This window comes from Streptomyces sp. WG7 (assembly GCF_049975785.1).
In the GTDB taxonomy this organism is placed as follows: domain Bacteria; phylum Actinomycetota; class Actinomycetes; order Streptomycetales; family Streptomycetaceae; genus Streptomyces.
This window is the reverse complement of the sequence record NZ_JBNGGE010000033.1, coordinates 35854-56809: the sequence shown is the minus strand read 5'-3', so window position 1 is coordinate 56809 and position 20956 is coordinate 35854. Positions and strand designations below refer to the sequence as shown.

The window sequence follows — 20956 nt, the reverse complement described above, 5'->3', positions numbered from 1 at the left end:
TATCGGTGTCGATTCGATGAGGTTGCCCGCGTGTTAAGCGGTCGGCGCATCCCCGCGGCGCTGTGCCAGTGACCGCTTGAGGAAGTCCACCTGGAGCAGCAGCAGGTTCTCGGCGACCGACTCCTGCGGGGTCATGTGCGTGACGCCGGACAGCGGGACCACCTCGTGCGGGCGGCCGGCGGCCAGCAGGGCCGAGGACAGTCGCAGGGAGTGGGCGACCACTACGTTGTCGTCCGCCAGCCCGTGGATGATCATCATGGGGCGGTGCGGCTCGGCGGCGTCGACCAGGCCCGCGTCGTCGATCACCGAGTTGCGGCGGTAGACCTCCGGCTGCTCGTCCGGGTGGCCGACGTACCGTTCCTGGTAGTGGGTGTCGTAGAGACGCAGGTCGGTGACCGGGGCGCCCACGACGGCGGCGTGGAAGACGTCCGGCCGGCGCACCGCCGCCAGGGCGGCCAGATAACCGCCGAACGACCAGCCGCGGATGGCGACGCGGTCCAGGTCGAGCGGGAAGTCGGCGGCGAGGGCCTGGAGCGCGTCCACCTGGTCCTGGAGGACCACCGCGGCGACGTCGTCCTTGATGGCCTTCTCCCAGGCGGGGGACCGCCCCGGAGTGCCCCGCCCGTCCGCGACGACCACCGCGAACCCCTGGTCGGCGAACCACTGCGAGGTGAGGTGGGCGTTGTGCGCGGCCACCACGCGCTGACCGTGCGGACCACCGTACGGGTCCAGGAGGACGGGGAGGGGGGTGTCACCGTGGTAGTCCCTTGGCATAAGCACGGCGCACGGGACACGGCGTGCGCCCCCCTGGGTGAGGGTCACGCGCGGGGACAAACCGGGGTCTTCGGCATGAGAGGTGACGATCGCCGCCGGCTTCCCGTCCCGCAGTACGTGAACCCGGGCACCCGGCCGGTCGAGAGTGGCGGAGACGAGAACGGTCACGCCCCCGGCACGCACCGCCGAGTGCACGCCGGGCTCCTGCGAGACGCGCTCCACGCCGAGCTCGTTCACCCGGTAGACGTGCACTTCACCCGTCTCCGGCTCGGCCGCCTCCTCGCCGGCCGAAGCGGAAACCAGCACGTCGTCGCCGGAGACGTCCAGTACGGCCCGCAGATGCAACTGGGCTCCGGTGAGCGGTCGTTCACCGACCGCCAGGACCCGCGCGCCGCCCTCGTCGGCGATCCGCACGAGCTGCCCGGAGGGGCTCCAGCAGGGAACGCCGGGGAAGAGTTCCAGCCAAATTGGATCTTCATCGGCGTGCACCATCCGGGTCGCCCCGGACTCGGTGTCCACAGCCAGGAACAGCTGGCTGCGCTGGTCGCGCGCCTGTACGAGAAGGAGCGGCGCACCCGCAGCTGACCAGTGCACTCGCGCCAGATACGGATACCGCGCCCGGTCCCAGAGGACCTCCGTGCGCCCCCCGTCCAGCCCGATCGCGAACAGCCGTACGTCCGCGTTGGCGGTGCCCGCCGCCGGGTACCGCACGTGGTGTGGATCACGCTCGGGGTGGGCCGGGTCGGAGATCCACCAGCGGCTCACCGGCGTGTCGTCCACGCGCGCCACCAGCAGCCGGTCCGACTCCGGACCCCACCAGAAGCCCCGGCCGCGCCCCATCTCCTCGGCGGCGACGAACTCGGCGAGCCCGTAGGCGACGCCCTCCGCGTCCGGCTCGGCCAGCGCCCTGTCACCGTCCCCCTCGGCCCCCACGACCCGCAGCGCACCCTGGGCGACGTAGGCGATGTGCCGGCCGTCGGGGGAGGGGCGCGGGTCGATCACCGGTCCGGGGGTGGGCAGTTCGCGTGCCGTACCGGCCCGCAGTTCGGCCGTGAAGAGCCGCCCTGACAACGCGAAAGAGGCCAGCTCGACGGCCGCGTCGGTGGCGTAGCCGACGATGCCGGCGCCGCCTTCGCGGCTGCGCTCGCGCCGCGCCCGCTCCTCGGGCGACAGGTGCTCCTCCGCGCCGCCCAGGAGGGCGCGCGGGTCGGCGGCGACGCGCTCGCCGCCCTCCTCGACATCGAGGATCCACAGCGAGTTGGCCCGGTCCGTGCCGGTACCGGAGCGCAGGAAGGCGACCCGTGAACCGTCGGGCGCCACAGTGAACGAACGCGGCGCGCCGAGCGTGAACCGCTGGGTGCGGGCGTGCCGTTTGGGGAAGGAGTCGGACTCGGTCGTCATGCCCTGACCATATTGGCCATGCGCCCCCTTGTGCGGCTGTGCGCCGAGAGATGCGCGCGCATGGATAGTTATGATCACTGGCGCATGGTGGGTATCAACCAGATGCCCGCTGCGTGGATTTATCTGTCCCAAGGTTTCGACTGCGTCCGACCCCCCCCATGTCCCTGGGCTTATTGGAGGTGAGCCGCCGTGGCACTCTCGATTTCGGCGGTTGTGCTGCTGGCGATCATCGTCTTCCTACTGGTCAAGAAGTCGGGGTTGAAGGCGGGGCACGCCGTCGTGTGCATGCTCCTCGGCTTCTACCTGGCCTCGTCGACGATCGCTCCCACGATCAGTGAGCTGACGACGAACATCGCGGGGATGATCGGCAGCATCAACTTCTGAGGGGGCGGCCCACTCCTCTGAAGGCGTGAACACTTCGACCTCATCGTCCTTGAGTCGCTCATTTGAGCGCCTGGAGGACATTCGACGGAATCTGTTCACGCTTTGAGCGGCGTGCGCCCTCCTTCGCGGCCAACAGCCGCCGGATCAGTCCTCGACCGCGTAGGCACGAAACCGTCCCACGTGGCGGGCGCGAAGGCCGATCGGGGATCATCCACGCCTTTCGCGAGGAGGTCACCGTCGCGGAGTGGACGATTCCCACGGACGGTCTCCCGCGTTACAGGGACGGGGCCGACGCCTCTTAGGGTGGAGCCCATGACGGAACTCCCCGCCCGGCGTCTGCTGCTGGTGCACGCGCACCCGGACGACGAGTCGATCAACAACGGCGTCACCATGGCCAGGTACGCCGCCGAAGGCGCCCACGTGACGCTGGTGACCTGCACCCTCGGTGAGCGGGGTGAGGTCATCCCGCCCGAGCTGGCGCACCTGTCCGGAGCCGCCCTGGGCGGGCACCGCAGAGGGGAGCTGGCGGCCGCGATGCGCGCGCTCGGCGTCGACGACTTCCGGCTGCTCGGCGGGCCGGGCCGGTTCGCCGACTCCGGGATGCTGGGACTGCCCGACAACGACGACCCCGGCTGCCTCTGGCAGGCCGACGTCGACCGGGCCGCCGAGCTCCTCGTCGAGGTGATCCGCGAGGTACGCCCCCAGGTCCTCGTCACCTACGACCCCGAGGGCGGATACGGCCACCCCGACCACATCCAGGCCCACCGCATCGCCATGCGCGCCGCCGAGCTGGCGGCCGAGGCGGGCTGCCCGGTCGCCAAGGTCTACTGGAACCGCGTGCCGCGCACCGTCGCCGAGGACGCCTTCGCCCGCCTCCGCGACGAACTGCCCGGCCTGCCCTTCGAGAAGGCGGCCGGCGTCGAGGACGTACCGGGTGTCGTCGACGACGAACGGATCACCACCGAGATCCGCGGCGAGGGCAGCGCGAACGCCGCCAAGGCCGCCGCCATGAGCGCGCACGCCACGCAGATCACCGTGGCCGGACGGTACTTCGTCCTCTCCAACGAACTGGCCCAGCCGGTCTTCACCACCGAGTACTACGAACTGGTCCGCGGCGAGCGGGCCGGCGACGATGACGGGCGCGAGAGCGACCTGTTCGCCGGAATCGAGACCGAGGAGGCGCCGTGAGCGGGCGCACCGAGCCGACGACCTCCGCCCTGGCCCAGCCGCTGCGCGCGCCGTCCCTCGGGCGGGTCGCCCTCTACCTGGGGCTCTTCGTGCTCGGCGCCGTCGTCGGAGCGGCGGGGGCGCTGGTGCAGCCGGGATGGTTCCCGGGCGGGCTGCTGCTCGCGCTGGCCGCCGAGGCGGGACTCTGCCTCGGCGCGGGCCGGGCCGTCGGACGCCGGGGCGGGGCCGTCGCGCCCGCCGTCGGATGGGGCCTTGCCGTGATCCTGCTGACCACCAGCCGTCCCGAGGGCGACTTCCTCTTCGCCGCCGGCAGCGGCACCTACCTGTTCCTGCTCGGCGGGATCGCTCTCGCTGTGATCTGCGCCACCCTCGCGCCGGTGCGGCAACCGGACGGCGACGCCGTCCGACTTCGCAAGTGACGTACTACTTCGCCATGACGCGGGCGTGCGAGTCCGGTGTGGGTTTCCCCATCGGTCAAGGAATACGCGTCAGACGTGGCCAGTATGGTGGTGCGCGCCGCCGAGCCGCCCGCTGTGAAGGTGTGACGGGCGGCGGAGCCAACCGGGAGAACCTGCCTTGAGTCGTGAAACTGACAGTTCGTCCTCCGGGCCCCACGGGCGCGGCGGAGCCGCATACCCCTCGGGCACCCCGCCCTACGGGACACCCATGGCTTCCGACGCCGGTGCGGACGCGGGCCGTTCGGCCTCGCGGCCGGAGGACCGCAAGACCGAGACGACGCTGACGACCCGCATCCGGATCAACATCCCCGGATCACGGCCCATTCCGCCGGTCGTCGTGCGCAAGCCCGTCGCGGGCGCCGAGGACGCCCCCGGTGACACGGAGACGACGGCCGAGTGGACCGCGCCGGCGCCGAGCGCCGCCGCACCGCCCGCGAGCGCCGTCGAGACTCCCGCCGAGCCCGAGCAGCACGCCCGGCCCGGCGAGGACAAGCCGACCAGCGACTGGTTCGCGCCGCGCAAGTCCGGCCCCGGCAAAGGCACTTCGGGCAGGGGCTCCACCAACGGCGCCGGTCTGCCCGGCGGTTCGGACCCGGCGGTCGCCGGTACGCCGGGCGCGGCTCCCGCGGGCCCCGGTACCGGCAGTGGTGCGCGACCGGGCGGCGGGAGTGCCCGTCCCGGAGGCGTCGTCGGCTCCATGAACGTGCCGGGCGGTTCCCGCCCCGGCTCCGCCAAGGGCACCGGCCTCTCCGGGGCGACCGGCGGACCCGTGGCGCCCGGCCACGGCGGCGGCACCGGCTCCTTCGACGTGACCGAGGCACTGGCGGCGGGGCCGCTGGGCAACAGCAACAGCAACAGCAACAGCAACGGCAACGGCAGCCGCCCGGGTGCCGGCAGCGGCACCGAACCGCGCCGCGACGACCCGCCGTTCTTCTCCGGGAACGGTCAGGGCGGCCAGGGCTCCGGCTCCGGCAGTGCGCACAGCGGCCCGAACGGGCAGTCCCCGTACGGCGACACCCGCGGCCCCGCGGGCCCGACCAGCGGCCCGGTCACCGGGGACAGCGCGCTGGCGCCGCCCCCGGCCGGCGGCCCCGGCGCGTCCGACGGGCAGCGCGGGCCCGCATCCCACGGCCTGCGCGGTCCGGGTGGCCCCGGTGGACCGGGTGGCCCCGGCGACGGCCTGAGCGGCTCACTCGGCGGCGGTTTCAGCGGCGGTCTCAGCGACGACACCGCGATCCTCACCCCGCAGAAGCCGGCCCCCGAGCCGGGCACCCCCGGCTACGGCAACCCGGACAACGTCTCCGGCAACACCGTCACCAGCGGCATCCCCGTCGTGCCGACCGACCGGAACGCGCCGTTCCAGGGCGCGTCCGCCGACGGGCCGCGGCCGCACACGCCCCCGAAGCTGCCCGAGCCGGTCTCCGCGCCCCCGGCGAGCTCCGCCAAGCCGGCCAAGAAGAAGGGGCGCGGGAAGCTCTCCCTGCTCGTCGGCGGCCTGGTCGTGATCGCCGGCGTCACCTACGGCGCCGGCCTGCTCATGAACCGCTCCGACGTGCCGAAGGGCACCACCGTGCTCGGCGTCGACATCGGCGGCAGTACCCGCGACGACGCCGTCGAGAAGCTGGACGACGTCCTCGCCGCCCGCGCGAGCAAGCCGCTCAAGCTCACGGTGGGCGGCGAGACCGTCTCCCTGAAGCCGGACCAGGCGGGACTCCAGCTCGACACGCAGGCCACGGCCAGCGCGGCGGCGACGAGCGACTACAACCCGGTCTCCGTGATCGGCTCGCTCTTCGGGCAGCAGCGGGTCGTCGACCCGGTCATGCCCGTCGACGAGGAGAAGCTGCACGCCGCCCTGGAGGACGCCGCCGGCGGGGCCGGGTCGGTGACCGAGGGCACCATCAGGTTCGAGGCGGGCAAGGCCGTCCCGGTGTACGGCAAGGCCGGCACGGGCATAGACGTCGACAAGTCGACCGAGGCCGTGCAGGCGGCGTACCGCGCCCAGGTGGAGACGGGCACCACCACCCCCGTGAACGTGCCGACCACCACCCAGCAGCCCACGGTCTCCAAGGCCGAGGTCGACCGGATGATGAAGGAGTTCGCCGAGCCGGCGATGTCGGCCAAGGTGACCGTGCGGACCGACGCCGGGCCCGCCGTCCCGATGAGCCCGGAGAAGTCCCTGTGGAAGTTCCTCCGGGTCACCGCCGTCAACGGCAAGCTGGTCGACAAGCCCGACCTGAAGGCCCTCGAGGACCTCTACGGCGGGGCGTTCGACGGTGTGCTCATCACCCGCGCCAACGGTGAGAAGACGCCCGTCACCCCCGAGGACGTCTACGGCGCCCTGCGCCAGGCCCTGAAGAGCAAGACCGACCGCGTCGCGGTCATCGAGACCAACCCCAGCTGACGCCACTCACGAGGGGGCGCCCGGCGAGTGCCGGGCGCCCCCTCGGCGCAGGCAGGTGCTCAGTCCGTCGGTGCTCAGTCCGTCGGTTTCCAGTCCGTCGGTGTCAGTCCGTCGGTGTTCAGTTCAGCATCGCCCGGGCCGCCCGCGCCTCCCCCCGCACCTGCTCCGCGACCGCCTCGTCCACCGCCCCCACGACGTCCGCGTACGCCTCCAGCTCCCCGGCCCCCGCCGAGAACTCCCCCCGCCGCACCAGCAACCGAGCCCGCTCGTACCGCAACCGCGCCGCGTGCGCCGGCAGCAGCAACGCCAGCTCGATCGCCCACAGGGCGACGTCCGACCGCTCCGGCCGGGCCGCCGCCCACGCCCGGACGTTGTTCAGGATGCGCGACACCACCTCCAGCGGCGCCGCCGGCTCCAGCATCGACGGCCGCAGGGCGGCCCCCGTCGCCCCCGCCACCAGCACCTCCGCGTCGTTCCCGCTGAGCACCCGGCCCCCGTCGAACGGATCGGCGAGCACCCGCTCCTCCTCCGGCCCGAACTCCGGCCCGAACCCGACCACGAAGTGCCCCGGCAGCGCGACCCCGTACACCGGCGCCCCCGCCCGCCGGGCGACCTCCAGCCACACCACCGACAGCAGGATCGGCAGCCCGCGCCGGCGCCGCAGCACCTCGTGCAGCAACGACGACTCCAGCCGCTGGTAGTCCGCGGCGGCCCCCTGGAACCCGTACCGCCCGCCGAGCAGGTCCCGCAGCGCCGCCGCCCAGGCCCGCGGCGTGCCCGGCCGGAACGGCAGCTGCCCGGCGAGCCGGTCGAGCTCCATCTGCGCGGCGTCCAGCCCCGCCTCGTCCAGCGCCCCGTCCGCCTCCGCGCCCACCAGCAGGCACAGCGTGGCCAGGTCGGGACGCTCGGACCGCGCCTCTTCGGCGAACCGCCGCCGCAGCTCGGCGGAGCGTTCCGGGGACGGCGGACGGGGATGACGCATAGCTGGCTCGTGCCCTTTCACGGCGATCGGTTACCGGTCCGCCGGCGATCGGTTACCGGTCCGCCCCGGAACCCGCGGGCTCCCGGTAGTGGTGGTAGGAGTGGTGCGCGGCGAAGCCCATCCCGGCGTACAGCGCCCGCGCCCCCGCGTTGTCCGTCTCCACCTGGAGGCATGCCGCCGACGCCCCCTCGTCGAGCGCCCGCCGGGCCAGGGCGGCCATGACGGTGGTCGCGAGCCCCCGGCGCCGCTGCGCGGGGTCGACCTCGACGGCCGCGAAGGAGGCCCACCGCCCGTCCACGGCACACCGCCCGATCGCCGCCGGGACGTCCGCCCCGGGCACGGTCGCGAACCACACCGATCCTCCGCCGCCGAGCACCCTCAGGGCCACGTCACTCACGCCCTTGCGCCGGTACCGCGCCAGCCACGCCTCGTCCGCCTCCCGGGACAGGACCACACCGGTCCCCTCCGCCAGGTCGGCGACCGGAGCCAGAGCACCGGTCCACACCTCGGCCGTCACCTCCCGCACCCAGCCGCGCCGCTCCAGCTCCGCGCACAGCAGCTCCTGCGTGCCCGCGGCCCCGGTGGCGGTCTGGACGTACGCGGGCAGGCCGCGTGCGCCGTACCAGCGGCGTACGGCGGTCAGCGCCTCGTCGAGCGGCAGCCCCGGATCGCCGAGCGGCAGTACGGAGTTGGCCCGCCGGGTGAAGCCGGCGGCGGCCCGCAGCTCCCACGCGCCGAGCCGCTCGCTCTCCACCGGCCGCCAGGCCCGCGCGGCGACCCGCGCCAGCTCCTCGTAGGAGGCGGCGGGCCCGCGCCGACGCGCGGGCGCCGGCGGCACGACCTTCCCGGCGACCAGCGCGGCCTCCGCGACACGCACGGATTCCCCGCTCTTCTTTGTGATCAGCAGCACACCGTCGTCCCATGATGTGAGAACGCCCACGGTGTCGGTGAACTTCTCACCCGGGGCACCAGCATCGCTCAAGCGCCGGACGGAGACTCGTTTGCCCACGTCAGAAGCGGTGATACGGACCTCGAGACGTCCTGCGGCAGAGATTTCCACGGGTCGGTTCACCCCTCCTGTTCGGATCATGCCCAAGAACGGAGATACTAGAGGCGGGCATCGACGACGCCGCGCTCCCGCGCGCCAGGCGGCGGAGCCTGAGGAGGCCCGCCAGCGCCCAATCGAGGAGGAACGACAGCGTGACCTACGTCATCGCGCAGCCTTGTGTCGACGTGAAGGACAAGGCGTGCATCGAGGAGTGCCCGGTCGACTGCATCTACGAGGGCCAGCGGTCCTTGTACATCCACCCGGACGAATGCGTCGACTGTGGTGCCTGTGAGCCGGTCTGCCCGGTCGAGGCGATCTTCTACGAGGACGACACTCCGGAGGAGTGGAAGGACTACTACAAGGCGAACGTCGAGTTCTTCGACGAGCTCGGCTCGCCCGGTGGTGCCAGCAAGCTGGGGCTGATCGAGCGCGACCACCCCTTCGTCGCCGCACTGCCGCCGCAGAACCAGTAGGAGCGGCCCGCGCCGCACCGCCTCGGTCCCGTACGGCTGATCGCTCCCGATCGGTGCCGTGCGGGACCGAGGCGTTTCGCCGTGCCGACCGCGCCGGCCGCATCGAGAAAGTGAGCCAGTAACCGTGTCCGCAGTCTCCGACCCCCCGCCCGCCGCCCGCCGCCCTTCCACGGAGTCGCTGCGCGACCGCCTTCCGGCCTTCCCCTGGGACAAGCTGGAGCCCTACAAGAAGACGGCCGCCGCGCACCCGGACGGCATCGTCGACCTCTCCGTCGGCACCCCGGTCGACCCGGTCCCCGAGCTGATCCAGAAGGCCCTGACCGACGCGGCGGACTCCCCGGGCTACCCGACCGTCTGGGGCACCCCGGCCCTGCGCGACGCGATCACCGGCTGGGTCGAGCGCCGCCTGGGCGCCCGCGACGTCACCCACCGCCACGTCCTGCCCGTCGTCGGCTCCAAGGAACTCGTCGCCTGGCTCCCGACCCAGCTGGGCCTCGGCCCCGGCGACAGGGTCGCGTTCCCGCGCCTGGCCTACCCGACGTACGAGGTCGGCGCGCGCCTCGCCCGCGCGGAGTACGAGGCGTACGACGACCCGACCGAGCTGGACCCGGCGGGCCTGCGGCTGCTGTGGCTCAACTCCCCGTCGAACCCGACCGGCAAGGTGCTGTCCAAGGCCGACCTGACCCGGATCGTGGCCTGGGCCCGCGAGCACGGCGTCCTCGTCGTCTCCGACGAGTGCTACCTCGAGCTGGGCTGGGAGGCCGACCCCGTCTCCGTCCTGCACCCGGACGTCAACGGCGGCTCGTACGACGGCCTGGTCGCCGTCCACTCGCTCTCCAAGCGCTCCAACCTCGCCGGCTACCGGGCGGCCTTCCTGGCGGGCGACCCGGCCGTCCTGGGCCCCCTGCTGGAGATCCGCAAGCACGGCGGCATGATGACCTCGGCGCCGACCCAGGCGGCCGTGGTGGCGGCCCTCGGCGACGACGAGCACGTCCGCGTCCAGCGCGAGCGCTACGCGGCCCGCCGCACGGCCCTGCGCGAGGCGCTCCTCGGCCACGGCTTCCGCGTCGAGCACAGCGAGGCCAGCCTCTACCTCTGGGCGACCCGCGACGAGTCCTGCTGGGACACGGTGGCCCACCTGGCCGAGCGCGGCATCCTGGTGGCCCCCGGCGACTTCTACGGCCCGGCGGGCGGGAACTTCGTCCGCGTGGCCTTCACCGCGACGGACGACCGCGTCCGCGCGGCGGTCCGACGCCTGGGAGCCTGACGGCTGACGCCCGCCCGCCGGGCAGCGCACCGGGCGACTCCCGTCCGCCGCACCGGCGCAGGCACGCAAAGCGCCGGGACCCAGGAAGCGAACCCTGGGCCCCGGCGCCGTACGGTCAGGTGATCAGCCGATCGGCAGGCCCTGCACGGGCAGACCGCCCTTGCCCAGCGCGCCCTTGCCCAGCGCGTCCGTCGGCAGCCCGCCCTTCGTGGCCGTCTGCGCCGTGTCACCGATGATGTCCCCGGCGGAGCCCGCCGCGTCCCCGGCGGCCTTCTGCGCCACCGGCGTGGCCTTCTTGACGACCGAGCCACCGGCCTTGCCCGCGGCCGGCACGCCCTGCTGGACGGCCTTGCCGCCGGTCTCGCCCGCGGTCTCGGTGACGTTCTGGGCCGCGGAGTCGACGGTGTTGCCGACGTTCGCCCCGTCCAGGGCGGTCAGTCCCCCGAGGTTCGGGGTGGCCGGCAGTTCGGCAGCCGCGCTGGCGGAGCCGGCCGCACCGACCCCGGCAGCCGCTCCCGCTGCGACGAGCAGCGCGGCACGGGCGATCCGGCGGGTCAGGGGGAGGGACATGATGCTCCTTCGACGGAAGTCAGTGATGAGGAAATCGACCGCGTCCGGTTGGTGATCGACCGGCTCGGACGCAGTGACTACCGCTCGAAGGCCACGAAGGTTGCGGCGGCCCAACGTAAAGAGTTGGCAATGCGTCGCATTATCAGGTGCCCCGAAAAACGGGCAAAAGGGCTGCGGCTGAAAAGTCTGACGAATCCTTACAGCCCTTGATCCTCCTGGGCTCCGGCGGATTCCGGGGTGACGGGGCGAAGGCGGCGCACCGCGTCGACGTGACGCCCCCGCGGGTAACTCCCCGGAGTGACGGCTCGTACGGGTGAGCGCTACCGCGCGGACGTGATCCGGACCGCTCCCGCGGCCCGCTCCGCGCCCCGCGCGCCGCCGGCGTCCGTCGGGTACCACTTGCTGTCGGTGTTCCCCGCGGTCCACTCCCGGCCCGCGTACGAGACCCGTTCGATGCGCAACTGCGAGGCGTTGGCCACCGCCCAGTGCGCCAACTGCCAGCCGCGCCGCCCGGGGTGCTCCTCGGCACCCGGGCCGGCGGTCACGGGCAGCGTCACGGTCCGCCCGTCGGAGCCGCCCGCGGTACCGGCGGGTCCCGAGGTGCCCGCGGACGGCGACGGCGACGGTGACGGCGAGGCCGGGGACGCCGCCGAGGCGCCGTCCACCGCCGCGCCGGCCGGCCGGAGCACGTCCTGCCCGAAGTCCCGCACGAGCGCCGCCCGGACCGCGCCCGGTCCCTGCGCCCGGGCCGCGCCCGGACGCCCCTCGCAGGTCAGCGTCGCCGCGGACCGTCCGGTCAGCGCGGCGGCGAGCAGCGCGGCGTCCGGTTCGTGCTTGGCGTACGCCTGGGGGAATCCGCTGCGCTGCACACGCTGGGCGGCGACGGTGAGCGGGAGGCGCGTGTAGCCGGGCACCTCGACCAGATGCTCGTAGAACAGGCCCGCCGAGTACGCCGGGTCCATGATCTCCTCCGGAGTGCCCCAGCCCTGCGAGGGGCGCTGCTGGAACAGGCCCAGCGAGTCGCGGTCGCCGTGGTCGATGTTGCGCAGCGACGACTCCTGCAGCGCGGTCGCCAGCGCGATCGTCACCGCCCGCTCCGGCAGGTCGCGCGCGGTGCCCACGGCGGTGATCGTCGCCGCGTTCGCCGCCTGCTCCGGCGTGAACTCGTAGGTCGCGCCGCCGTCCTCGCCCGAGACGACCTTGCAGCCCGGAGCGCCCGCGCCTCCGGTGACGTACTGCACCGCGAGGTAACCGGCGACCGCGAGCAGGACCACGGAGGCCGCGCCGGAACGGAGCAGACGGCCACGGCGTTTACGGGTTGGCGACGGCTGAAGCACGCGTACAAGGTACTGGAGGGCAGAACACGGTGTACGCCGGGCATGGACCCTGCCCGAAAGGGCGGGGGCGTTAGGGTCGGTGCCATGGCCGATACCCCGCTTGACCTCACGCTGGACGCCGCGGAGCTCACCGCCCGGCTCGTCGACTTCCCCTCCGAGAGCGGCACCGAGGAGCCGCTCGCGGACGCCATCGAGAGCGCCCTGCGCGCCCTGCCGCACCTGTCGGTCCAGCGGTACGGCAACAACGTGCTGGCCCGCACGGAACTGGGCCGGGCGGAGCGCGTGATCCTGGCCGGTCACATCGACACCGTCCCGATCGCCGGCAACGTACCGTCCCGGCTGGACGAGGACGGCGTCCTGTGGGGCTGCGGCACCTGCGACATGAAGGCGGGCGTCGCGGTGCAGCTGCGCATCGCGGCGACCGTCCCGGCCCCCAACCGCGACCTCACCTTCGTCTTCTACGACAACGAGGAGGTCGCCGCCGAGCTGAACGGACTGAAGCACGTCGCCGAGGCGCACCCCGAGTGGCTGGAGGGCGACTTCGCGGTGCTCCTCGAACCCTCCGACGGCCAGGTGGAGGGCGGCTGCCAGGGCACGCTGCGGGTGCTGCTGAAGACGACGGGGGAGCGGGCGCACTCCGCGCGTTCCTGGATGGGCTCCAACGCGATCCACGCCGCCGCCCCGATCCTCGCGCGCCTGGCCGCGTACGAGCCGCGCTACCCGGTGATCGACGGCCTGGAGTACCGCGAGGGCCTGAACGCGGTCGGCATCACGGGCGGGGTCGCGGGCAACGTCATCCCCGACGAGTGCGTCGTCACGGTCAACTTCCGCTACGCCCCGGACCGCAGCCCCGAGGACGCCCTCGCCCACGTGCGGGAGGTCTTCGCGGACTGCGGGGTGACGGAGTTCGTGGTCGACGACCACAGCGGCGCGGCCCTGCCGGGGCTGTCCCACCCGGCCGCCGCCGCCTTCATCGAGGCGGTGGGCGGCACCCCGCAGCCCAAGTACGGCTGGACGGACGTGTCCCGCTTCTCGGCACTCGGCGTCCCGGCGGTCAACTACGGACCGGGCAACCCGCACTTGGCGCACAAGCGCGACGAGCGGGTCGAGGTGGCGAAGGTCCTCGCGGGGGAGGAGCGCCTGAGGTCCTGGCTGACGGCGTGATCCGTACCGGGTTTGCGCCGCTGTGTGGCGGACATGCTGAGGTCCCTCGCACGTAACCCGCGTGGATCTACGCTGAGGTGGAAGAACCTGCAACTGGAGGGAGCGCGCATGGCTACTGGCAACCCCGAGGGCAAGAAGCGGCCACCGGAGGAGCAGCGCCTGGGCCCTGTCCTCCGGCGGCGGGGCCAGGTCCAGAAGAGCACCACGGACCAGCGCCTGCTGGACGAACGTGCCCCGACCGACTGGGTCCACACCGACCCGTGGCGCGTCCTGCGCATCCAGTCGGAGTTCATCGAGGGCTTCGGCACGCTCGCCGAACTCCCGCCCGCGATCAGCGTCTTCGGCTCCGCCCGTACGGCGGTGGACTCACCGGAGTACGAGGCCGGCGTGCGGCTCGGACGCGGCCTGGTGGAGGCCGGCTTCGCGGTCATCACCGGCGGTGGCCCCGGCGCGATGGAGGCGGCCAACAAGGGCGCCCTGGAAGCGAAGGGCACCTCGGTCGGTCTCGGTATCGAGCTGCCCTTCGAGCAGGGGCTCAACCCGTACGTCGACATCGGCCTGAACTTCCGCTACTTCTTCGTCCGCAAGATGATGTTCGTGAAGTACGCGCAGGGCTTCGTGGTCCTGCCCGGCGGACTCGGCACCCTCGACGAACTCTTCGAGGCGCTCACCCTGGTGCAGACCCAGAAGGTGACCCGCTTCCCCATCGTCCTGTTCGGCTCCGAGTACTGGGGCGGGCTGGTCGACTGGCTGCGCAACACCCTGGTCGCCCAGGGCAAGGCCGCGGAGAAGGACCTCCTGCTCTTCCACGTCACGGACGACGTGGACGAGGCGGTGGCCCTGGTCTCCAAGGAGGCGGGCCGCTGACGCCGCTCGGACCGGGGCGGTTGCCGGCGCCGCCCGCCCGGCGCCGCCCGCCCGGCGCCGGGCGGGCGACGGGGGCCAGGGCGACGCGGCGGGGCCCATCGGGCCCCGGGCCACCGCCCGGCGTCGGTGGGGCCGAGACCGCCCTGCCTGCGCCGGGCGGTGGCCTGCCTACGCCAACCCCTGCCCCGCCTAGGCCCAACCCCTGCCCCGCCTATGCCAACCCCCGCCCCGCCTACGCCAACCCCCGCCGAGCCACCGCCGGCTCCCGGTGCCCGGCGATCGTCGCCACCATGTCCAGCACCTGCCGCGTCTCCGCGACCTCGTGCACCCGGTACACCCGCGCCCCCAGCCACGCCGACACCGCCGTCGTCGCCAGCGTCCCGAGCAGCCGCTCCTTCACGGGCCGGTCCAGCGTCTCCCCGACGAAGTCCTTGTTGGACAGGGACACCAGCACCGGCCACCCCGTCTCCACCATCTCCCCGAGCCGGCGCGTCGCCTCCAGGCTGTGCCGCGTGTTCTTCCCGAAGTCGTGGCCGGGATCGATCAGCACCGACTCCCGCGGCACACCCAGTGCCACCGCCCGCTCGGCCAGCCCGAGAGTGACCTTCAGGATGTCGGCCACGACGTCGTCGTACGTCACCCGGTGCGGCCGGGTCCGCGGTTCCGCGCCGCCGGCGTGCGTGCAGACCAGGCCGGCCCCGTAGCGCGCGGCGACCTCCGCGAGCTTGGGGTCGACGCCGCCCCACGCGTCGTTCAGCACGTCCGCCCCCGCCTCGCACACGGCCTCGCCGACCTCGTGCCGCCAGGTGTCCACGCTGATCACGACGTCCGGGAAGCGCCGCCGGACCTCCGCGACGAACCCCACCGTCCGCCGCGCCTCCTCCTCGGCCGACACCTCGTCACCCGGCCCGGCCTTCACCCCGCCGATGTCGATGATCGCGGCGCCCTCGGCCACCGCCTGCTCCACGCGCGCGAGGGCGGGCTCGTCGCGGAAGGTCGCCCCCCGGTCGTAGAAGGAGTCCGGGGTCCGGTTCACGATCGCCATGATCACCGGCTCGTGCGCCGCGAATTCACGCCTGCCCAGCCTGAGCATCCCCTGTGACATCTCCTCGTCCATACCGTTCTCACGTCCCGCTCTCGGCCTCGGGGCCGGCCCCCGGACCCGGCCTCCGAATCCGGTCCTCAGGTGCGGCTTCGACCGCCTGCGGCCCCGACTGTCAGACTCGCATGGCACGATCGGACCCGACACAACCGACTCCGACTCCGATCCAACCAGCCACGCGATCCGCCGAATCCCCGAGTCCTCGAATCCGCGAGTCCTCGAATCCGCGTGATCGCCACGCTCGACCCGACCATGGGGGCCCCAGCGATGGTCATGTTCCTGTTCCTCGTCATCGCGCTGGCCGTCGTGGTCGCCGCGGTGACGCTCGCCGTGGTGAGCGGCGGCGACAGCGGGCCGTTGCCCGACGCCGCCCCCGAGCGGCTGCCGGACTCCCTGCCCCCGGACCGCCCGCTGGGCCGCGCGGACGTGGAACGCCTCCGCTTCCCGCTCGCCGCCCGCGGCTACCGCATGGCGGACGTCGACGACGCCCTCGGCCGCCTCGGCGCCGAGCTGGCCGAGCGCGACGCCCGCATCGCCGACCTGGAGTCCGCGCTGGCCGGTGCCCGGGCCGCCGTCGCCCCTCGGCACGTCTCCCTGGAGAAGCCGGCCCAGGAGGAGGAGCGGTGAGCGCCGGGGAGGCCGTCGCGGGCCCGGACGGCGCGCCGCGCTGCCCCTGGGCCCTGTCCACCGCGGACTACGTGACGTACCACGACGAGGAGTGGGGGCGCCCAGTCCACGGCGACGACGCCCTGTTCGAACGCCTCAGCCTGGAGGCCTTCCAGTCCGGCCTGTCCTGGATCACCATCCTGCGCCGCCGCCCGGGCTTCCGGACCGCCTTCGCCGCGTTCGAGATCGCCAAGGTGGCTGCCTTCACCGACGAGGACCGCGAGCGCCTGCTCGCCGACGCGGGCATCATCCGCAACCGCGCCAAGATCGACGCGACCCTCGCCAACGCGCGCGTGCTGACCGAGTGGGCCCCCGGCGAGCTGGACGAGCTGATCTGGTCCCACGCCCCGGACCCCGCCGGCCGCCCGGTCCCGAGGACCCTCGCCGACGTACCGGCCGTCACACCGGAGTCCACGGCGCTGTCCAAGGCGCTGAAGAAGCGGGGCCTGCGTTTCGTCGGCCCGACGACGGCGTACGCGCTGATGCAGGCGTGCGGACTGGTCGACGACCACCTGGAGACATGTGTGGCGCGCGGAAACACGTCCGGGGTCACCCTCTCCGGGCGAGCCTGAGGACGAGGCCGTTCAGGCCGGAGCGGGTCCCGGGACGGCGGTCCCGGGACGGCCGCCGCAGCCGACGGTCACCGGCTCACTTGCCGAGATAGCGCGGCTTCTCCTTGTCGACGAACGCCCGCACCGCGATCGCGTGGTCCTCCGAGGAGCCGGCCCGGGACTGCAGCTCGTCCTCCTTCTCCAGCGTCTCGGAGAGCGAGTGCGTCAGCCCGTACGCCATCGCCTCCTTGAGCGCCGCGTACGCCACCGTCGGTCCCTCGGCCAGCGCCCGCGCCGTCTGCTCGGCCTCGGCGCGCAGGTCGGCGGCGGGTACCACCCGGTTGGCGATGCCCAGCTCGTACGCCTCCCGGGCGCCGATGCTGCGCGGGAAGAGCAGCAGGTCGGCGGCGCGTCCGGGGCCGACGACGCGCGGCAGCGTCCAGGAGACGCCCGAGTCGGCGGTGAGCGCGACCCCCGCGAAGGACGTGTTGAAGGCCGCGGTGTCCGCGACGATCCGGTAGTCCGCCGCGAGCGCGAACCCGAGGCCCGCCCCGGCCGCCACGCCGTTCACGGCGGCCACCACCGGCTTCCGGGCCTCGGCGAGCGCCCGCACGATCGGGCTGTAGTGCTCGCGCACCGTGCTCATGGTCCGGCCCGAACCCGTCTCCCGGTCGGCGGCCAGCAGCCCGATGTGCTCCTTGAGGTCCTGGCCGACGCAGAACGCCCGCTCCCCGGCCGCGGTCAGCAGTACCGCCCGCACGGCGTCGTCCGCGGCCGCGGAGCGTGCGGCCTCCCGGAGCGCGACCTTGGTCTCGATGTTCAGCGCGTTCATCGCCTCGGGGCGGTTCAGCGTGATCGTCGCGAGCCCGTCGCTCACCTCGTAGAGCACGGTGTCGGCCATGGAAATCCCCTCCGCGTCGTGGTGTGTGTCCTGGAGCACGTCAGCCGGTCACCGCGTCGGTCGGTCACCGCGTCAGCCGGTCACCGCGGCAGTGCGTCCCGGGCAGTGCGTCCTGGCGCGCCCGGAAGACAGCATGACGGAGATCACCGGCGTCGGATCACTTCCGAGATGTGACCTGCGTCAAAGGATTCCGGTCCATATCCATTCGGCGGAAGTGGGCAGGGGCGCGCAGTATCGCAGTCACATCGCCGAATTGAGTGGTTTTGCTCGCGTGCGTTGCCCAAGCGATGCCGACCGATGTTGGTCATCGGGTCCTGGGATGCGGGATAATGGCTGGGAAGCAATGTGTTCGATGCCGGTGTCGCGCGTCCATGCCGGACTGCGCGTGCCCTCACGGGCCGTCGGCGGTGACGGTGAGCTGGTATCAGGAAGGGGAACGAGCATGGCGGCCATGAAGCCGCGGACGGGCGATGGCCCGCTCGAGGTGACCAAGGAGGGGCGGGGCATCGTCATGCGCGTTCCGCTCGAAGGCGGCGGTCGACTCGTCGTCGAGCTGACCCCCGACGAGGCCGACGCGCTCGGCGACGCCCTCAAGAAGGTCGTCGGCTGACGCGCGAGCGACCATACCCGTTCAGTCGCCCCGGTACCGGACATGGTGCCGGGGCGACTGTCTTCCTGTGTCTTCCTGGCTCCGCGTGCGGATCCGGGCTTCCCGGGCTTCTCCGGGTTTGGCCCCGGACCGGGGAGTCACCGCTTGACGGCACACAGCAGTCCGTCGCCCACCGGCAGCAGTGACGGCACCAGCTCCTGGCTCTCCCGCACCGCGCGCAGGACTTCCCGCAGCCGCAGCACCTCGGTGGGCTGCGGTCCGGAGTCGATCGTCCGGCCGGCGCCGAATACGCCTTCGAAGGCGACGAGGCCTCCGGGGCGCAGCAGACGCAACGATTCAGCGAGATAGTCCAGGTACTCCAGGCGGTCCCCGTCACAGAAGACGAGGTCGTAACCGGCGTCCGCGAGCCGGGGCAGCACGTCCAGCGCCCGCCCCGGGATGAAGCGGGCCCGGTTGCTGGCGAAGCCCGCGGCGCGGAAGGCCTGGCGGGCGAACTGCTGGTGTTCCGGCTCCGGGTCGACCGTGGTCAGTACCCCGTCCGGCCGCATGCCCTGCAGGAGGTGGATCCCGGAGACGCCGCAGCCGGTGCCGATCTCCGCGACCGCCTTGGCGTCCACGGCGGCGGCGAGCAACCCCAGCGCGGAGCCCGTGCCCGGGGCCACCGAGCGCAGGCCCGCGTCACGGGCCCGGTCGCGTGCCCAGAGCAGCGCGTCGTCCTCGGCGACAAAGGCGTCGGCGAACGCCCAGCTCGTCTGCCGGTTGCCGGTAATGACCCTCTCCTGTCCCCGTCGTTGCCTCGGCGTGACTGTATCCGTTGGCGCCGGGAACCCGCAGATGGGACCAGTCGTTTGAAGGGGAGAGCAGAGAGACGACTGAGCGGCCGGGCCGAGACGGGGGGCGGTGGATGTACCAGTGCGCCGAGCAAGTGCTGACGCAGCCGTACGAGCCGTGCCGGTCCAGATCAAATTCTCGTAAAACCGCTTATCCGGAGCTAACGGGCGAGGTGGCTATGGTAGGGGCTCCACTGGACACCACCAGAGCCGACAGGGGAGGTGCGGCCGCACCCGCGGATCGGGGAGGAGTGCTGCGGCGCTTCCTCGGATCGGCAGGCAGGCCGAAATCCGTGAACGACACCGCTGCTGACCACAGCCACGCAGGCCGTCCCACCACGGGACACACCCAGACCGCGACCTTCTCCAGCGACGCGGACGGGCAGGCGTGGACTCCGCCCACCTGGGAGGAGATCGTCAGCACCCACAGCGGCCGGGTCTACCGCCTCGCCTACCGCCTCACCGGGAACCAGCACGACGCCGAGGACCTCACCCAGGAGGTCTTCGTCCGCGTCTTCCGGTCGCTGTCGACCTACACGCCGGGCACCTTCGAGGGCTGGCTGCACCGCATCACCACCAACCTCTTCCTGGACATGGTCCGCCGCAAGCAGCGCATCCGCTTCGACGCGCTCGGCGACGACGCGGCCGAGCGGCTGCCCAGCAAGGAGCCCAACCCGCAGCAGGTCTTCCACGACGCCCACTTCGACGCGGACGTCCAGCAGGCCCTCGACACCCTCGCGCCCGAGTTCCGCGCCGCCGTCGTCCTGTGCGACATCGAGGGGCTGTCGTACGAGGAGATCGCCGCGACCCTCGGCGTCAAGCTCGGCACCGTCCGCTCCCGGATCCACCGTGGCCGTTCCCAGCTGCGCAAGGCACTCGCGCACCGTTCTCCCAAGGCGCGTGCCGAGCGTCGCTCGTTCGCGGCCCGTATTCCCGCACTGGGAGGAGGGGGCACGAGCGCGTGAGTGGGTCACGGCCTGAATCCGAGGGGCACCTCGCAGAGCAGCATCTGGGAGACCGGCTCTCCGCCCTGGTGGACGGAGAGCTCGGTCATGACGCGCGTGAGCGCGTACTGGCGCACGTGGCCACCTGCCCGAAGTGCAAGGCGGAGGTCGACGCGCAGCGACGGCTGAAGAACGTCTTCGCGGCAGCGGCCCCGCCGACGCCGTCGGAGAGCTTCCTGGCCCGCCTCCAGGGCCTTCCCGGGGGAGGTGACACGGACGGCGGCTCGCCGCTGGACGGCGACCGGTTCCCCGGCGGCCTCGACGGAGTCTTCGGAACCAGACGGGGCGGGCGGTTCGAGTTCGACTACGTCCCCGCCCGGCCGCACTCCGCCGTACTCTCACCCTCCTCCCCGGTGCGGGGATTCCGGATCCACGACGTGAGCCGGCACGAGCCGGAGCGGTCCTCCTCGCGCGGCCTGCGGTTCGCGTGCGCCGCCGCCGGTGCGGTGTCGCTGGCCGCGATCGCGCTGGGCGGAGTCACCGTCGGCATGCCGGACACCACCACGGAGGCGCGCGGCTCCGGCAGCGGCAGCAATGTGACGCCGACGCGCACGCAGGGCGCGGGAGCGGTCACGACCTCCGAGAGCCAGCGCCGTCGCGCGGGCGGTCCGATGCTCGGCCAGGGACAGCGGGCGCTCGGCGACACCCCCGTCGCGCCCACCGCGATGTCCGCGCCGCTGCTGCCCGGAATGCCGGCCCCGACGGGCGCCGATCCGCGGCAGCAGGCCCTGCGCGCGCTGACCACTCCGGTGACGGCCGGTGCCGCCGTCATGTCCCCGCTGATACGTCCGCTCGAAGCGGTTCCGCCGCTCGCGGCGGCCTCCTGGCCGACGGCCTCCGAGGTCAGGCCGCCCGGCCTGCTCGCCGCGCCCGTCCCCGACCCGGTCCCGCCCTCCCGTCCGGCGGCTTCCCCCGCCACCTCCCACCGTCCGGTTCCCTGACCGGCGTCTGCGGGCCGGCCCGCGGACCTGATTGAAT

The 20956-nt window shown here is 73.1% G+C and carries 21 protein-coding genes; 13 read left to right on the top strand and 8 right to left on the bottom strand.

Translation table 11 applies throughout. The annotated features are described in order from the left end of the window. Nucleotides 1-33: 33 nt before the first annotated feature. Nucleotides 34-2175 carry a prolyl oligopeptidase family serine peptidase gene (locus ACP4J0_RS27315; protein WP_426601375.1) on the bottom strand — a complete coding sequence of 714 codons (2142 nt, stop codon included), beginning with the start codon at nt 2173-2175 and terminating at the stop codon, nt 34-36. Between the two features lie 189 nt (nt 2176-2364). Here ACP4J0_RS27315 and ACP4J0_RS27310 point away from each other — a divergent pair, with 189 nt between their 5' ends. The 4 genes from ACP4J0_RS27310 (at nt 2365) to ACP4J0_RS27295 (ending at nt 6606) form a co-directional block, all read left to right on the top strand. Further along, nucleotides 2365-2559 (top strand): hypothetical protein, encoded by a 195-nt coding sequence (locus ACP4J0_RS27310; RefSeq protein ID WP_030145837.1) that lies wholly within the window; start codon nt 2365-2367, stop codon nt 2557-2559. A gap of 312 nt (nt 2560-2871) precedes the next feature. Further along, nucleotides 2872-3747: an N-acetyl-1-D-myo-inositol-2-amino-2-deoxy-alpha-D-glucopyranoside deacetylase gene (gene mshB / locus ACP4J0_RS27305; protein WP_426601374.1), complete on the top strand. Its 876-nt coding sequence runs from the start codon at nt 2872-2874 to the stop codon at nt 3745-3747. Continuing rightward, nucleotides 3744-4166 (top strand): DUF6113 family protein, encoded by a 423-nt coding sequence (locus tag ACP4J0_RS27300; protein ID WP_426601373.1) that lies wholly within the window; start codon nt 3744-3746, stop codon nt 4164-4166. The genes mshB and ACP4J0_RS27300 overlap by 4 nt, the downstream gene beginning before the upstream one ends. Nucleotides 4167-4323: 157 nt before the next feature. Next, nucleotides 4324-6606 (top strand): hypothetical protein, encoded by a 2283-nt coding sequence (locus ACP4J0_RS27295; protein ID WP_426601372.1) that lies wholly within the window; start codon nt 4324-4326, stop codon nt 6604-6606. A 118-nt stretch (nt 6607-6724) separates the two neighbouring features. Here ACP4J0_RS27295 and ACP4J0_RS27290 read toward each other — a convergent pair whose 3' ends face one another. Both ACP4J0_RS27290 and ACP4J0_RS27285 read right to left on the bottom strand, forming a co-directional pair. Next, entirely contained in the window at nt 6725-7588 is an 864-nt protein-coding gene (locus tag ACP4J0_RS27290; protein ID WP_426601371.1) for a transglutaminase-like domain-containing protein, read from the bottom strand. Nucleotides 7589-7640: 52 nt separating this feature from the next. After that, nucleotides 7641-8648: a GNAT family N-acetyltransferase gene (locus ACP4J0_RS27285; protein WP_426601370.1), complete on the bottom strand. Its 1008-nt coding sequence runs from the start codon at nt 8646-8648 to the stop codon at nt 7641-7643. A 140-nt stretch (nt 8649-8788) separates the two neighbouring features. Between ACP4J0_RS27285 and fdxA the strand changes: the two genes are divergently transcribed. Together fdxA and ACP4J0_RS27275 are read left to right on the top strand one after the other, a co-directional pair. After that, nucleotides 8789-9109 carry a ferredoxin gene (gene fdxA, locus ACP4J0_RS27280; protein WP_003973842.1) on the top strand — a complete coding sequence of 107 codons (321 nt, stop codon included), beginning with the start codon at nt 8789-8791 and terminating at the stop codon, nt 9107-9109. 124 nt (nt 9110-9233) lie between these two features. Beyond that, nucleotides 9234-10376 (top strand): bifunctional succinyldiaminopimelate transaminase/glutamate-prephenate aminotransferase, encoded by a 1143-nt coding sequence (locus ACP4J0_RS27275; RefSeq protein WP_426601369.1) that lies wholly within the window; start codon nt 9234-9236, stop codon nt 10374-10376. A 123-nt stretch (nt 10377-10499) separates the two neighbouring features. On the opposite strand, the gene ACP4J0_RS27270 is transcribed toward ACP4J0_RS27275, so the two are convergent. Both ACP4J0_RS27270 and ACP4J0_RS27265 read right to left on the bottom strand, forming a co-directional pair. Next, nucleotides 10500-10946, bottom strand: a complete 447-nt coding sequence (locus ACP4J0_RS27270) for an ATP-binding protein (RefSeq protein ID WP_426601368.1) — start codon at nt 10944-10946, stop codon at nt 10500-10502. Nucleotides 10947-11266: 320 nt separating this feature from the next. After that, nucleotides 11267-12283: a heavy metal transporter gene (locus ACP4J0_RS27265; RefSeq protein WP_426601367.1), complete on the bottom strand. Its 1017-nt coding sequence runs from the start codon at nt 12281-12283 to the stop codon at nt 11267-11269. A gap of 84 nt (nt 12284-12367) precedes the next feature. Between ACP4J0_RS27265 and dapE the strand changes: the two genes are divergently transcribed. After that, nucleotides 12368-13447 carry a succinyl-diaminopimelate desuccinylase gene (gene dapE, locus ACP4J0_RS27260; protein WP_426601366.1) on the top strand — a complete coding sequence of 360 codons (1080 nt, stop codon included), beginning with the start codon at nt 12368-12370 and terminating at the stop codon, nt 13445-13447. Between the two features lie 108 nt (nt 13448-13555). After that, a complete protein-coding gene (locus ACP4J0_RS27255; protein WP_191884459.1) occupies nt 13556-14314 on the top strand; it encodes a TIGR00730 family Rossman fold protein in 759 nt (252 codons plus the stop codon). A 232-nt stretch (nt 14315-14546) separates the two neighbouring features. Here ACP4J0_RS27255 and folP read toward each other — a convergent pair whose 3' ends face one another. Further along, nucleotides 14547-15407 carry a dihydropteroate synthase gene (gene folP / locus ACP4J0_RS27250; RefSeq protein WP_426601403.1) on the bottom strand — a complete coding sequence of 287 codons (861 nt, stop codon included), beginning with the start codon at nt 15405-15407 and terminating at the stop codon, nt 14547-14549. Nucleotides 15408-15683: 276 nt separating this feature from the next. On the opposite strand from folP, the gene ACP4J0_RS27245 reads away from it, so the two are divergent. Then, complete coding sequence (locus tag ACP4J0_RS27245) at nt 15684-16043, top strand: DivIVA domain-containing protein (RefSeq protein ID WP_426601402.1); 360 nt, start codon at nt 15684-15686, stop codon at nt 16041-16043. After that, the gene (locus ACP4J0_RS27240; RefSeq protein WP_426601365.1) at nt 16040-16654 is read left to right on the top strand and encodes a DNA-3-methyladenine glycosylase I; all 615 of its coding nucleotides are present in this window, start codon (nt 16040-16042) and stop codon (nt 16652-16654) included. Before ACP4J0_RS27245 ends, ACP4J0_RS27240 begins: the two co-directional genes overlap by 4 nt. Before the next feature lie 76 nt (nt 16655-16730). Here the strand turns inward: ACP4J0_RS27240 and ACP4J0_RS27235 are convergent, their stop codons facing one another. Then, nucleotides 16731-17534: an enoyl-CoA hydratase/isomerase family protein gene (locus tag ACP4J0_RS27235; protein ID WP_426601364.1), complete on the bottom strand. Its 804-nt coding sequence runs from the start codon at nt 17532-17534 to the stop codon at nt 16731-16733. 442 nt (nt 17535-17976) lie between these two features. Between ACP4J0_RS27235 and ACP4J0_RS27230 the strand changes: the two genes are divergently transcribed. Next, entirely contained in the window at nt 17977-18144 is a 168-nt protein-coding gene (locus ACP4J0_RS27230) for a DUF3117 domain-containing protein (protein ID WP_003966491.1), read from the top strand. 137 nt (nt 18145-18281) lie between these two features. On the opposite strand, the gene ACP4J0_RS27225 is transcribed toward ACP4J0_RS27230, so the two are convergent. After that, entirely contained in the window at nt 18282-18980 is a 699-nt protein-coding gene (locus tag ACP4J0_RS27225) for an O-methyltransferase (RefSeq protein WP_426523793.1), read from the bottom strand. 287 nt (nt 18981-19267) lie between these two features. On the opposite strand from ACP4J0_RS27225, the gene sigE reads away from it, so the two are divergent. Together sigE and ACP4J0_RS27215 are read left to right on the top strand one after the other, a co-directional pair. Then, the gene (sigE, locus tag ACP4J0_RS27220; protein ID WP_426601363.1) at nt 19268-19939 is read left to right on the top strand and encodes an RNA polymerase sigma factor SigE; all 672 of its coding nucleotides are present in this window, start codon (nt 19268-19270) and stop codon (nt 19937-19939) included. After that, entirely contained in the window at nt 19936-20919 is a 984-nt protein-coding gene (locus tag ACP4J0_RS27215; protein ID WP_426601362.1) for an anti-sigma factor family protein, read from the top strand. Before sigE ends, ACP4J0_RS27215 begins: the two co-directional genes overlap by 4 nt. Nucleotides 20920-20956: the final 37 nt, after the last annotated feature.